A 12855-nucleotide genomic window follows, 5' to 3' on the forward strand; every position below is an offset into this window, starting at 1 on the left:
TATAAAATTGGAAATTATTCTGAACATTGTAAAGTATCTCATACATAGACCTGGTCGCTGTGCTATATCCTGCGACTTCTGCACAATGCCTTCAGTGACACCATCAATTAATTATTTCACAATAGCTTATCGAATTTTCAGGACAAATTTGAGTAAATTGAAGTGTCCAACAGCGGCGGGAAACTAACAGCACCAAAACCAATTAAAAAATGAACCACTCATCTCCTACAAAACGAATCGCAGCCATAGATCTTGGAACAAATTCCTTCCATGCGGTTATTGTAGATATCTATCCCGATGGCAGCTTTAGAACCATTGATAAATTAAAGGAAATGGTGATCCTTGCTGAAAAAGGAATGGATAAACATTTGAGTGAAGACGCTATGCAACGAGGTCTGGATGCACTAAAACGCATCAAAGTTCTTTGCGATAGTCAGCAAGTTGAAGAAATCCTGGCTTTTGCGACCAGTGCCATCAGGGAAGCTAAAAATGGGGGTGATCTTATTCAAAGAATCCAGGAGGAAATTGGCATTAAGGCCAGGGCGATTCCAGGTACTAAAGAAGCTGAATTGATAGGTTACGCCATTAGACACAGTATTGCTTTGAATGAAGAAATGGTGCTTATGGTGGATATAGGGGGAGGAAGCGTTGAATTTATCATAGGCAACAATGAAGAATTTCTTTATCACAAGAGTTTAAAATTAGGAGTGGCCAGGATGGCTGCAAGATTTGTGAAGACAGATCCAATCTCAAAAGAAGAGATCAAAATTTTACGAAAACACTATAAAAAAGAGCTGAATGAAATTGGAAAGCTTCTAAAAGAATATAATGTAAAAACCATGATAGGTTCTTCGGGAACTATGGAAAACATTGGGGCGATGGTAGCCAAAAGAAATTCGCATACTGCCAATATGAGCCTTAATGAACTAATTTTTGAAACTTCAGAATTTAAATCTCTCTATAAAGATTTTATCATTCTGGACAGGAAAGAGCGAAAAAAGATAAGTCAGCTGGATGAAAAGCGAATAGATATCATTAATCCCGGGATGGTACTGGTGAAATACCTGGTGAAAAAATTCAATCTAGAAAACATCAAGATATCTGAAGCGGCTTTAAGGGACGGGATGATTCTAAACTTTATTAAACAGGAACGGCCAAAGCTGGATATGGTCGCAAATTTTCCCGAACCCAGAAAACGAAGTATTTACGAATTACTTCGTAAATGCAATTGGATGGAAGCTCATTCTAAGCACGTTGCCAAAATGGCTCTCCAGCTTTTTGATTGTTTCCGGCAAGAACTGGAACTTGAAGAAAGAGACAGAGAGTTGCTTGAATATGCCTGTCTTCTGCATGATATTGGCTATTACATCTCGTATAGGAAACATCATAAACATGCACTTTATCTTATTATACATTCAGATTTAAAAGGCTTCACTGAAGATGAGATCAATATCATGGCCAATGTGGCGAGATACCATCGAAGATCTTTTCCGAAGAAAAAACATTTTCTTTATAAAAAGCTGGAAAAACCACTTCGCAAAAAAGTAAAAAAACTTTCAGCACTTTTAAGGGTGGCTGATGGTCTTGATCGTAGTCACTATCAAAATGTGGAAAAACTAGAGGTAGAAAACGCAACCGAAAAGGTGAATTTCTATATCACCACCATGGGCGATCCTGAACTGGAAATATGGGGTGCCGAAAGAAAGTCTAAACTATTTCAAAAAGTGACCGGTAAAAAACTGGAAATATACGCTGTGAATAAAAATGAACCTGAGCGCATCCAGAATCTTACCGGTGGTAATAATTAATAATAAGAATTACATAATAAACTTAGAGCTGATAGACTCATTATCCTGTACACTCCTCATCACATCTGCGAAAAGTTCAGCACAGCTTACCACTTTAATCTTTTTGCATTCCTGGCGCAACGGAATAGAATCTGTAACGATCAATTCCTGAAGTTTTGATTTTTCAATACGATCATAAGCTTCTCCAGAAAGTACGGGATGTGTACAAATAGCACGAACGCTTTTCGCGCCCCGTTCTATCATAAGGTCTGCAGCTTTGGTTAAAGTTCCGGCAGTATCCACCATATCGTCTACTAAAACCACATTCTTCCCGGTAACATCACCAATCAGCTCCATATGGGAGATCACATTCGCCTTTGCTCTTTGTTTGTAACAGATCACAACATCACTTTCAAGCGCTTTAGAATAAGCATAAGCCCTCTTGGATCCGCCCATATCCGGGGAAGCAATCGTTAAATTATCAAGTCCAAGTTTTTTAAGATATGGAAGAAAAACAGTACTTGCATAGAGATGATCTACAGGCTTTTCAAAAAATCCCTGGATCTGATCTGCGTGAAGATCCATCGTAATAATTCTTGTAGCACCTGCTGTTTCCAGAATACTTGCGATCATTTTGGCTGCGATAGGTACACGAGGTTTATCTTTTCTATCCTGCCTTGCCCAACCAAAATACGGCATTACAGCCGTTATATGTCTTGCAGAAGCTCGCTTTGCAGCATCCAGCATCAATAACATTTCCATTAAGTGATCGCTGCCAGGATGCGTAGACCCTATGATAAATACTCGCGAACCTCTTACCGATTCTTCGAAAGAAGGCTGAAATTCACCATCACTATAAGTAGAGGTGATTACATTTCCCAGTTTAGAACCATAGCGTTTGGCGATCTTCTCGGCAAGTTCACGACTTTGGGTACAGTTAAAGATCTTAGCTTCTGTTGCAGGCATGTTGTGTTGTTTTTGTTGTGTGTTTTGTTATCGTTGCATGCAAATTTAAAAATTTATCCTTGTGATAACAGCATAAAACCACCTGCTTATCAAGAAAGGTGATTTAAATAAGTAAAAGCCTTAAAAATTATATTTTTAACAGTCTTAACCGTTGGTTTGTTTAGAAATTATTAGTTTTATCTGCTAGAAGTTCTAAACTATTCATATTCGTAAAATCAAACTGATGATAAGCCTAATACTTTCAGCAATTCTGAGCATTCTAACCTGTACCTTTTCAACTAACCAGGAGGAAAAGTAAAATTAGATAAGCATAATATAACCTATTTAGATACGGTCTATCAGGATTCAACCATAACCTAAAATCAATTATATGAATTTCAATCTTAAAAGTAGAGATCTTAAATTTTTCATACTAGGAGTATTAGCCGCTTTTATTTTCGTGATTGTTTACGACTGGGATGATTTCGAAAGAGGTTTAACAGGGGAACCTGGAAATATCTCAAGCCAAACAGAGATGGTAAAATAACAATTTTCACCGCTGGCTCTTTTAAATCGCAAAATAGATTAATTATCATATCTTTAATACTCTCAAAAAAGATCTCTTGTGAAGAATGAGAAGGACATAGCTATAGAATTTAATGAATTCTCAAAAAATTACACCAACGATATGATTGGCTGTGTACCTCATTACCGTGATCTGGTTTCGAGTTTTGGTAAATTTCTTCCCAGGGATCTTAATCCGGAGGCTATTTTAGATCTTGGATGCGGGAATGGTAATATCACAGCTCAATTAATTCCGCATTTTCCAGAGGCTGTATTTAATCTGGTAGATGCTTCTTCAGAAATGCTTGATTTATGTCGTAAGCAGTTCAATAATTACACTGTTAATTTTCATAACTCTTATTTTAAAGATTTTTGCTTTCAAAAGGATCATTACGATCTTGTGGTAGCCGGTTTTAGCCTGCACCACTGTAATACGAAAGAAAAACAATCGCTTTTCAGAAAAATTTATTCATCCTTAAAAAGCGGAGGTGTCTTCTGCTATAGCGATCTTATGATAAATAAAACAAATCCTGCTCATCCAGCATTGTTAAAGGAATGGGGGGATTTTGTGAATTCTAACTTTCCCGGCGGAGAAAAATGGGATTGGGTGATGGAACATTATCGTATATATGATAAGCCCGAAGATTATCATCTTCAAATAGAATGGCTTGAGCAAGCCGGGTTTAATAATATCCAAATTCCATATAGAGATGGCTACTGGATATATCTACAGGCCGTTAAATGAGTTCGGTAATAAGAAAGAAATATAAGGGTTGATAAACGGAGAACAATTGCCGAAAATTAGCTTAAGTAGACCCGTAGGTGTAAAATTTATTAAATATCTCCTTTATTTTTAAAAAGCCCATCATATTCATCTTCGTTTTTATTCTATTCACCGTAATAGGAACCATCAGCCATGAATTTGGGCATATAATTGCTGCTGAAAGCCTGGGATATGACACTAGCCTTCACTATGGAAGCATGAGGTACGATAATTCAGAACTTTCTAACAAGCTGGATGTGATTTATATCGAAAATGAACATGAGATAGAAAATAATCTTCCATATGAACAGAAGGAAGCATTTGAAAGAGGGATGGAAAAATTTAAGTCTGACGATTTTTTAATATTGATAGGGGGTCCCATACAAACAATTCTTACCGGGTGTATAGGTCTACTAATTTTAGTGATTAGAAGAAAAAAAATAAAAAGAAACGGGTTAAATACTATAGACTGGTTAGCGGTATTTCTCTCGCTTTTCTGGTTACGGGAAGTATTTAACCTGGTACATTCCATAATTTACAATATAGTTTTTCAAGAAGGCATCTATTTTGGAGGCGACGAAATGTATATTTCTGAATATTTAGGTTTATCATCAGGAAGCCTTCCTATAATACTTGGCTTTATAGGCTTAGGAGTTTCCTGCTATGTGATATTTAAAATTATATCTAAAAATATACGATCAACATTTATTTTAAGTGGAATCACCGGTGGAATTGCCGGTTTCTTAATTTGGTTCGAAATACTTGGCCCAGTATTACTTCCTTAGAGGATTTATAAGGTGCCTGGTTTAACACGTATATTCATCATTTCACTTCCAATTACAATACCTGTCATCCGGTAAATTGTATAGATCGTCTTATTTCACAAAAATACAAGAATTTGTATTTCAGTAATTTATATATTTAATATGGGAATTTCTATACCTCCCGAATGTTGATTATTTTTTTCAAAATACAAGAATATTTTAAGATACTTAATTAATACAGCTAACATGAAAACTACAGTACTTCTCTTCGTCTTTATAATTTCAGGCATTACGATGGCCTACACGCAAAATCAAACTGAAAAAAATATCCAGATGTACTCCCAGGCCTGGGATGAGATCATTAATAATGGAGAAATTAACGCGATCAATACTTCAAACTTTGATGAAAATATTGTTCTTGTTAGCAATCCTGAAAATATCAAGGGTATTGAGGCTTTTAAAGCCTATTACCAAAATTTCCTTACTGGCTTTTCAAATATCAAATTTGATATTATTAATATTTTTGGACAGGATGATAATATCGTGAAACACTGGAGGTTTCGTGGCGAACATTCCGGTGATTTCTTCGGAATTCCAGCTACAGGAAAAAGTATAGATATGGAGGGAGTGACTTTGGTAAAAATGAAAAATGGCAAAATTCTGGAAGAACATGATTTTTTGGACAATATGGATTTTATGGCTCAGCTGGGCTTAATTTCAGATCCAAAGAACATCGATATGATTGACTCTCTATATAAGGCATTCGCAGCCGGGGATGTTCCTGCAGCACTTAGCAACATGCATCCCGAGATAGAATGGAATGAAGCAGAGGGTAATAAATATGCTGATGGCAATCCATATATTGGTCCCGATGCAGTTGTAAAGGGGGTTTTTGGCAGAATCATGACAGAGCATGAATACTTCAGTTTAAAAGATATTGAGTTACATGAGATGAGTAACAATCAGGTTTTTGCAAGTCTTCGCTATGATGGCAAGTGGAAAACCGGAAAAGCCTATAACGTCCAGGCAGCACATTTATGGACGCTTGAAGACGGGAAGATCACCGCTTTTCAGCAATATGTTGACACCAGGAAACTGGCAGAAACCGATACTAATTAATACCTGAATATTAGCTCCAATTGCCGTTTAGAGTTGTTGCAGAATATTCTCTTAACTTCCTAAACATTCCTGTTTAAGAATAGTGAACATGCATGCTATTTCAAAACCCCGCCTATGATAAACTTTGGGGAAATAGTCCGTGGATATTATCCGGTTTTACCTTCTCAATTGGCACACATAAAACCCTGAATATGAGCACACAATAAAAACAATCCTCATTTTCTCAAAATTTCTCTGATTTTTGAAGCAACCATCTGCTACAATCTGTATCTACTATATAAGCCGAAAGAATAGTACGTTTCTAAATTTTCTTATATCCCATTTAGATATAAGCCGAAAAATCTAACTCATCCATGAACCTAATCAAAGAACTTACAGTTAAACACAACCTGCCTTATAAAGAAAAAAGAAACCTTACAATTAAAAGCCCACTAGGTCTTTACCATTACGAACCCCAAACCGGAAGTTTTGAAATAAATGGTTCAAAGATCACCTTAAATTTTAATCCTGTTAATGGTATTTCGAGAGTGACCGAACCTGCAAGCATACGACTTCATTTTGAGGATGACCTGCAAACATATTTAGAGATCAGCCCAAAATCTAAATTTCAAAAAATGATAGATTCTATCCTGATACAAAAAAGCAGGAAAATCCAGCAAGAATTTGAAATAAACGGTGATGTCCACCTTATTGAAAATCTAATCTCTCATCGAAAGCTTTCAGATCTTCTAAAAGGAGAAAGAGTTTTTCTGAAAATTGATAAAAATGATACTTCCAGTATTAGTCTCGTTTCCCAATACGGAATCACCAATGTTAATCAATTTGAGAAGTATCTGGGTATTTTAAAGATAATTAAGCAAAAATTATTTCAATTACAGCTAACGGCCGTGTAGTAAAAATCACTGTTGACAAAAATTTATTAACTTATTGAAAATTAGCCGCTTCATCTTTTGAGCTAATTCTTTTGGTTATTAATAAGACGTAAGCTTAGAGCATATCTAAGTATTAAGACAAAATCTATGTCCAGCAGAAATGAAATAAAAAGTCAGCAAAATCACAACAAATCTCTTTTACATTCTAACAAACCCAAATTCAAAGAGAATATTCGCGAAAATATCTACAGGGATGAGCTTAGGCAGGATGGAATTTTTTCTGACAAAATCCCGGGAGATATCCTGGAAGAGATTATAGAAAAGATTCGTATCAAAGCCAGAAATGAAGTGATGAGACAGTTTAAGCTTCTTATTATTTCTATTATCATTACTCTGTTAATGATCTTTTTATTTGTGAATAAAGTAGAAAAAGAGCTTAGAAATCGAAGAAGTGCCACTACCACAATGTTAATCCAAGACTGAATCTAGTTATATTCACCAGATTTCAAAAAAGTGGTTTTCCAACGGTATTTAGTGGCAAATATCTATTTTTTATTAGTTTTTCCATATCCTATGGGATTAGTATGAATTTTTATACCTTCGCTTGAAACTAGCCAAGAATTGGTAAAACTGCATCCCTACTTCTGCATGTTTTCCAATATAAGAGTTGATATAAAGTCATATCGTATTGAATAATAATTTCAGTTATATAGCAGAAGTTAAAGAGAAAAAATCTGAAAATACAGATTCCGAAGATCCTGCTAACATTGAGTTCGAAGAAAACGAGATCACAGAAATCCTTCCGGAATTTTACTCTAAAAGGGTAATTACCGCATTTTCTCTTATTTTTTCCACCATTTTTGGAGCTGTGATCCTAATGAGCAATCTCAAGAAAAAGGGAGAGCAAAAGGGACGGGTTCAGGTATTAATCTTTTCAATTATTTATTCTGCAGGTATGATTTTTACCATAAACTCTATGGGAACCAATAGACTTACAATCCCACTAAATATCCTGGGGGCTATTATTCTTAACGAATACTTCTGGAATAGATATCTTGGCAAGAACATCGAGTTCGAGAAGAAAAGTTGGATAAAACCGGCCATTATATCTGTAACAGTTACCATCCCTTTTATATTGGCATTGATCTATACATAAGCTAATTTTTTTTATTCATCCTTAAAAACTTGCTGTATAAGAATGTCGAATTCAAAAATTAGAGAAGATTTATTTAACAGCTTAAGGCTAACAAAAATTTCATTTTTTCCTGAATAATTAAAAATAACATCTCATGAAAAGACCGTGGATCAATAGAAATTATAAATGGCTTGTTCCTGTAGTCTGCATCATTACAATTATACTCTATTTGTTCACTTCCTCAGGACTAGGCAAAATAGCTACAGATCTTACTCAGGCTTATGCTGATAATGACCTATATAAAAATGCCATTGAAAATGCGAATAAGGATCAACGTGTACTGAAATCTATAGGATTTATAAAGCCTATAGATAAGATGGTTATACTAAATGGTGAAGTAAGGTATTCTGAAAATAACCAAAAAGTTAGTACTACCATAAAAATAAATGGTGAAAAAGGAGATGCAAAATTAGATATTGAAGCCTATAGAATAGATGAAAAATGGCACTATGATCAAATAAATGTTAGGATATTTAATTCTTCTGAATACACCCAAACCATAGAGACCATTAAACCTTAACTAAGGTCTCATCTTCGCACCTAAAGTATTTCAGTTCAACCCCATTATCTATTAAATGAAAAAACTACTCCCTTCATATTTCAAATTTATAGGTTTAGCCCTTATTTTCATATCTATAGCCTTTTTGATCCTAAATTATAGTATCCATGATCTCTTACAGGGTCCTCAAAATATCTTTCTATGGGTATTTAAAGATCTTATTCTCCTAGGAGCCATTTTTTTCAGTTTTTCCTATCAAAAGAATGAGACCAAAGAAATTACGGAAATGAGGTTTGGGAAACTCGCCAATGCCTTGTTGTTTGGACTTGGACTTTTCTTTCTGGATGTTATCATGGAATTAGTTTTCAGAAAAGATAGCTTTGAAGTAAAAAGCGGCTACGAAATCCTACTTATTATTCTTATTTATTTCATCATTGTATTTCATCATGATCTCTATAAAATGAGAAATATTGATCAATAAGCCTATTTGATTTTTGATAGAAAATAACTCCCTGAAATTTGGTATTTTAGGATCAATCAATTTAAGATCTAAACATGGCAACTAAAGACAGTATAAGTGTTAAAGTGAACATTGAAAAGAAAGTAGAAAAAGTTTGGGAGTTCTGGACCAAACCGGAACATATTATCCAATGGAATCATGCTTCAGAAGACTGGCTATGTCCGTCAGCAGAAAATGACCTCAAAAAAGGCGGTAAGTTTTTATACAGAATGGAGGCTAAAGACGGGAGTTTTGGATTTTATTTTTCAGGGGTTTACAAGGAAATAAAGCAGAACGAGAAACTGGTTTATAAACTTGACGATAACAGGATGGTAAGCGTTCTGTTTTCTGAAAATAATAATTCTACAAGCCTAAAGGAAGTTTTTGAACCGGAAGATAAAAACTCTGTAGAGATGCAAAAGGAAGGCTGGCAGGCAATTCTCAATAACTTTAAGAAGTATGCAGAGTCTAAAGGCTAATCTTTTTTCAAAACATATATACATCCTCTTTTAAAAAATGGACTTTATCAAAGATCAAATTATTGATACCTGGCTGATCAACCATCGAACAAATTTACTTCTTCTTAACTCTATTACTAACGAAGCGCTGGATCTCACCACTTCAAAACGTGGTGGCGGTACTATTGGACACCAACTGGCACATATGTACAATGTAAGGTTCTGGAAACTTGAAAGATTTAATAAAAACCTGGTTTCTGAACTTCATACCATCAAGGCTTCAGATAAAAAAAGCATTACAATGCTCATAGACTGTCATAGTGAAAGCGCAGCGCTTATAAGTGAAATGTTAACCGAAGGCTTTTGAAAATAAAGGAATAACGAAAGGTTTTAAAAGAGGCATAATTCCCCTGCTTGGATACTTTATTCATCATGAAGCACATCATCGGGGAAATATTTTACTCACTCTAAAACTATCAGGTTATAAATTACCAAACGAGCTTAAATATGGAATTTGGGAATGGAATAAGATATGAAATCAATTCCTTAAAAAATTATAACCATCTCAAATAGAATTAATTTCATAATTTGGTTGTTAGAAGGTGGCCTGCTGCATTCTAAATTTCAGCCTAAATACTTTTCAATATGAGAATCTTAAAGAAAATCCTGATCGTTCTGGTAATCATTATAGCAATCCCACTTATTGTTGCGCTTTTTGTTCAGAAAGATTATGCAGTAGAAAGAGAGATCGTAATTAATCAGCCTAATGAGGAAGTTTTTGATTACGTAAAGTATTTAAAGAACCAGGATAATTACAGCAAATGGGCCATGATGGACCCAGATATGAAAAAAACATATAAAGGTACCGATGGTACTGTTGGTTTCGTTTCTGCATGGGATAGTGATAACGAGGAGGTTGGAAAAGGGGAGCAGGAAATTGTGAAGATAGATGAAGGCAGGAGGATAGATTTTGAGCTGCGCTTTTATGAACCTTTTGAATCTACAGAACCTGCATATATGACAACTGAAGAAGTGTCTAACGATCAAACACGGGTAGCCTGGGGCTTTAGCGGACATATGGATTACCCTATGAACCTAATGTTCCTTTTTATGGATTTTGAAGAAATGATTGGAGATGATCTTCAAACTGGTCTTGAAAATTTAAAATCTGAATTGGAAGAATAATTATTATGGATTCCGGTTTTATTGAAATATCACCCGTTTTACCAACCAGCGATTTAAATAGAGATGTGGAGTGGTACAAAACGAATCTAGGGTTTAGATTACTCCAAAAAGATGAAATGTATGCCGTTATGCGAAGGGAGAACCTTTGTATTCATCTTCAATGGCATGCCGATACTGAGGAGGACCCTTTACTGGGCGGATCTGTAATTAAAATATTTGTATTAGATATTCAGCCTGTTTTTAAGGAATTGGTTGAAAAAGGAGTGATTACAGAAGACAGATTACGGTTAAAAACTTCCTGGGGCACCAATGAATTCGGACTATATGATCTAAATAGAAATGCGATCTTCTTTGTGGAGGATCTATAGCAAAACCAGATAAACTATATGGCTTTGTATTAAATAAATAGTTATTGATCATCCAGTTGCACCGCATCTGTATCTGCTCCTAACTTTTCTAGAATATTACTAATTTCCTCGGTCATTTCCGGAGGGCCACATACATAGAATCGTTTATCCAGATCTTTGATCTCTTTCTTAAGAAACTCTTCATTCAAATACGCTTTTGTGTGTTTCGTATCTTCCTGATCTGTGATCACATAAGTGGTGTTCTTATTTAGCAAGGAATCCAGTTCTTCTTTCAGAATAATATCCTTATCTGTTTTATTGGAAAAGATAAGATGCATCCCTTCTGTTTTGCCTTTTTTGTTTAGATCACGCAACATCGCGATATACGGAGTAATCCCGGCTCCACCGGCAATAATATAACCTGGGCCTTTATATTCTATAGCTCCCCAGGTATCCCGAACTATCAATTCATCTCCAGGTTTTAATTTGCCCAGCTGTTCGGTAGCCCCATCATGATCTGGATATATTTTGATCGTAAACTCCAGAAAATCATCTTCATTTAAACTGGTAAATGTGAACGGTCGCTTTTCATCTTTCCAATTCTCTTTATTGATAGAAACTTCTGTGGCATGACCCGGTGTAAATTTATAACCCAAGGGCTTTTCGACAACGAATTTCTTAACATCATGCGTAACATTACCTACTGACTTGATCTTTACTATCTCCTCCATAATTTTTCTTTTTAAGGTAAAGATTATAAATGAAAAAGCAGATCAATTTTGTTCTGTGAGCCTAATATTTAACCGTTTTTATCATATTTTAAGGCAGTTTTATAAATACTTAAGACCTCTCCTTGATCTCATTCATGATCTCTGAAAAGATCTTTAAAGATTTAAGACGATCTTCCTGATGATAGATATGCGATGCTACAATTACCTCATCCACTCCCGTCTTCTTGATAAAATCTTCTGTATTTTTCTTGATCGTTTCACGGTCTCCCACAAAGGCATATTCCAGCATTCGGGATAATTGAGGATGATTCCGAATTTCAGTAAGTTCAGCATTCATTTCTTCTGGTTTCTGAAGATAATCCAGGTTCCCTGTTAGCACGCCTACCATCATTCTGAGAGAACTTGTAGAGATCTTTTCAGCTTCAGCATTGGTTTCAGCAGCAATTACATTGATACCGGCAATACTGTATGGTTTATCAAGATACAGTGAAGGTTGAAATTCCCGGTAATAGATTTCCATCGCCTGAAATAACTGAGCAGGTGCAAAATGGCTGGCGAATACATAGGGAAGTCCCTTTTCAGCCGCCACATGAGCACTATCTGTACTGGATCCCAAAATATACATTGGCACATCTACTCCCTCGGCTACCGTAGCTCTTACTTTTGTAGTCGTCCTTTCATTTTTAAAGTATCGTTGAATTTCATCAATTTCATGCGGAAACTTAAAAACCGAATTCATACGATCACTTCTAATGGCATGTGCGGTTACCTGATCTGTTCCAGGTGCTCTGCCTAATCCCATATCAATTCTATTGGGGTACAACGAGCCTAAAGTGCCAAATTGCTCCGCAACGATAAGCGGGGAATGGTTGGGCAGCATAATTCCTCCAGACCCAATTCTAATGCTTTCAGTTTTAGCAGCAATATGACTCATAAGCACGGTAGTTGCTGAACTGGCGATGCTTACCATATTATGATGCTCTGCCAGCCAGAACCTTTTATAGCCTAAACGCTCTGCAGTTTGTGCAATTTCAACACTATTTTCGAAAACTTTATGATGCGGAATATCCTGCCCTACTACAGCCAGTTCAAGAACAGAATAATCGATACTTTTTTGAGGCATATTT

Annotated in this window: 17 protein-coding genes; 14 read left to right on the plus strand and 3 right to left on the minus strand. The window is 35.6% G+C overall.

What is annotated here, in order from left to right:
- Positions 1-209: 209 nt before the first annotated feature.
- Positions 210-1808, plus strand: a complete 1599-nt coding sequence (locus tag BLT95_RS09420; protein WP_089665842.1) for a Ppx/GppA phosphatase family protein — start codon at positions 210-212, stop codon at positions 1806-1808.
- 9 nt (positions 1809-1817) lie between these two features.
- Here BLT95_RS09420 and BLT95_RS09425 read toward each other — a convergent pair whose 3' ends face one another.
- Positions 1818-2753: a ribose-phosphate pyrophosphokinase gene (locus tag BLT95_RS09425; protein ID WP_089665843.1), complete on the minus strand. Its 936-nt coding sequence runs from the start codon at positions 2751-2753 to the stop codon at positions 1818-1820.
- Between the two features lie 370 nt (positions 2754-3123).
- On the opposite strand from BLT95_RS09425, the gene BLT95_RS14315 reads away from it, so the two are divergent.
- The 13 genes from BLT95_RS14315 to BLT95_RS09485 all read left to right on the plus strand — a co-directional run bounded on the left by BLT95_RS14315 (position 3124) and on the right by BLT95_RS09485 (position 11018).
- The gene (locus tag BLT95_RS14315) at positions 3124-3279 is read left to right on the plus strand and encodes a hypothetical protein (protein ID WP_157718036.1); all 156 of its coding nucleotides are present in this window, start codon (positions 3124-3126) and stop codon (positions 3277-3279) included.
- A gap of 78 nt (positions 3280-3357) precedes the next feature.
- On the plus strand, positions 3358-4041 hold the full coding sequence (locus BLT95_RS09430; RefSeq protein WP_089665844.1) for a class I SAM-dependent methyltransferase: 684 nt from the start codon (positions 3358-3360) through the stop codon (positions 4039-4041).
- Between the two features lie 236 nt (positions 4042-4277).
- Positions 4278-4844, plus strand: coding sequence for a hypothetical protein (locus BLT95_RS09435; RefSeq protein ID WP_231896351.1), 567 nt, complete (start codon positions 4278-4280; stop codon positions 4842-4844).
- A 225-nt stretch (positions 4845-5069) separates the two neighbouring features.
- The gene (locus BLT95_RS14490) at positions 5070-5942 is read left to right on the plus strand and encodes an ester cyclase (protein ID WP_089665846.1); all 873 of its coding nucleotides are present in this window, start codon (positions 5070-5072) and stop codon (positions 5940-5942) included.
- Positions 5943-6295: 353 nt separating this feature from the next.
- Entirely contained in the window at positions 6296-6835 is a 540-nt protein-coding gene (locus BLT95_RS09445) for a hypothetical protein (protein ID WP_089665847.1), read from the plus strand.
- 126 nt (positions 6836-6961) lie between these two features.
- Positions 6962-7297, plus strand: a complete 336-nt coding sequence (locus BLT95_RS09450) for a hypothetical protein (RefSeq protein WP_089665848.1) — start codon at positions 6962-6964, stop codon at positions 7295-7297.
- A gap of 205 nt (positions 7298-7502) precedes the next feature.
- On the plus strand, positions 7503-7970 hold the full coding sequence (locus BLT95_RS09455) for a hypothetical protein (RefSeq protein WP_089665849.1): 468 nt from the start codon (positions 7503-7505) through the stop codon (positions 7968-7970).
- Positions 7971-8103: 133 nt separating this feature from the next.
- The gene (locus BLT95_RS09460; RefSeq protein WP_089665850.1) at positions 8104-8529 is read left to right on the plus strand and encodes a cytochrome c oxidase assembly factor Coa1 family protein; all 426 of its coding nucleotides are present in this window, start codon (positions 8104-8106) and stop codon (positions 8527-8529) included.
- Positions 8530-8584: 55 nt separating this feature from the next.
- Positions 8585-8989 (plus strand): hypothetical protein, encoded by a 405-nt coding sequence (locus BLT95_RS09465; RefSeq protein WP_089665851.1) that lies wholly within the window; start codon positions 8585-8587, stop codon positions 8987-8989.
- 74 nt (positions 8990-9063) lie between these two features.
- Positions 9064-9486: an SRPBCC family protein gene (locus tag BLT95_RS09470; protein ID WP_089665852.1), complete on the plus strand. Its 423-nt coding sequence runs from the start codon at positions 9064-9066 to the stop codon at positions 9484-9486.
- Between the two features lie 37 nt (positions 9487-9523).
- Positions 9524-9832, plus strand: a complete 309-nt coding sequence (locus BLT95_RS09475) for a hypothetical protein (protein ID WP_089665853.1) — start codon at positions 9524-9526, stop codon at positions 9830-9832.
- Positions 9833-10110: 278 nt separating this feature from the next.
- Complete coding sequence (locus BLT95_RS09480; RefSeq protein WP_089665854.1) at positions 10111-10650, plus strand: SRPBCC family protein; 540 nt, start codon at positions 10111-10113, stop codon at positions 10648-10650.
- Between the two features lie 5 nt (positions 10651-10655).
- Positions 10656-11018, plus strand: a complete 363-nt coding sequence (locus BLT95_RS09485) for a VOC family protein (RefSeq protein ID WP_089665855.1) — start codon at positions 10656-10658, stop codon at positions 11016-11018.
- 41 nt (positions 11019-11059) lie between these two features.
- Here the strand turns inward: BLT95_RS09485 and BLT95_RS09490 are convergent, their stop codons facing one another.
- Positions 11060-11728 (minus strand): FAD-binding oxidoreductase, encoded by a 669-nt coding sequence (locus tag BLT95_RS09490; protein ID WP_089665856.1) that lies wholly within the window; start codon positions 11726-11728, stop codon positions 11060-11062.
- Positions 11729-11837: 109 nt separating this feature from the next.
- Positions 11838-12851, minus strand: a complete 1014-nt coding sequence (locus BLT95_RS09495) for an LLM class flavin-dependent oxidoreductase (RefSeq protein WP_089665857.1) — start codon at positions 12849-12851, stop codon at positions 11838-11840.
- Positions 12852-12855 lie beyond the last annotated feature (4 nt).

The organism is Gramella sp. MAR_2010_147 (genome assembly GCF_900105135.1).
In the GTDB taxonomy this organism is placed as follows: Bacteria; Bacteroidota; Bacteroidia; order Flavobacteriales; family Flavobacteriaceae; genus Christiangramia.

Excerpts from the sequence above, each read along its gene's own strand:
- BLT95_RS09450 (WP_089665848.1), top strand. The coding sequence starts at position 6,962 with ATGTCCAGCAGAAATGAAATAAAAAGTCAGCAAAATCACAACAAATCT.
- BLT95_RS09485 (WP_089665855.1), top strand. The coding sequence starts at position 10,656 with ATGGATTCCGGTTTTATTGAAATATCACCCGTTTTACCAACCAGCGAT.
- BLT95_RS09420 (WP_089665842.1), top strand. The coding sequence starts at position 210 with ATGAACCACTCATCTCCTACAAAACGAATCGCAGCCATAGATCTTGGA.
- BLT95_RS09435 (WP_231896351.1), top strand. The coding sequence starts at position 4,278 with ATGAGGTACGATAATTCAGAACTTTCTAACAAGCTGGATGTGATTTAT.
- BLT95_RS09470 (WP_089665852.1), top strand. The coding sequence starts at position 9,064 with ATGGCAACTAAAGACAGTATAAGTGTTAAAGTGAACATTGAAAAGAAA.
- BLT95_RS09475 (WP_089665853.1), top strand. The coding sequence starts at position 9,524 with ATGGACTTTATCAAAGATCAAATTATTGATACCTGGCTGATCAACCAT.
- BLT95_RS09490 (WP_089665856.1), bottom strand. The coding sequence starts at position 11,728 with ATGGAGGAGATAGTAAAGATCAAGTCAGTAGGTAATGTTACGCATGAT.
- BLT95_RS09495 (WP_089665857.1), bottom strand. The coding sequence starts at position 12,851 with ATGCCTCAAAAAAGTATCGATTATTCTGTTCTTGAACTGGCTGTAGTA.
- BLT95_RS09460 (WP_089665850.1), top strand. The coding sequence starts at position 8,104 with ATGAAAAGACCGTGGATCAATAGAAATTATAAATGGCTTGTTCCTGTA.
- BLT95_RS09480 (WP_089665854.1), top strand. The coding sequence starts at position 10,111 with ATGAGAATCTTAAAGAAAATCCTGATCGTTCTGGTAATCATTATAGCA.
- BLT95_RS09445 (WP_089665847.1), top strand. The coding sequence starts at position 6,296 with ATGAACCTAATCAAAGAACTTACAGTTAAACACAACCTGCCTTATAAA.
- BLT95_RS14315 (WP_157718036.1), top strand. The coding sequence starts at position 3,124 with ATGAATTTCAATCTTAAAAGTAGAGATCTTAAATTTTTCATACTAGGA.
- BLT95_RS14490 (WP_089665846.1), top strand. The coding sequence starts at position 5,070 with ATGAAAACTACAGTACTTCTCTTCGTCTTTATAATTTCAGGCATTACG.
- BLT95_RS09465 (WP_089665851.1), top strand. The coding sequence starts at position 8,585 with ATGAAAAAACTACTCCCTTCATATTTCAAATTTATAGGTTTAGCCCTT.
- BLT95_RS09425 (WP_089665843.1), bottom strand. The coding sequence starts at position 2,753 with ATGCCTGCAACAGAAGCTAAGATCTTTAACTGTACCCAAAGTCGTGAA.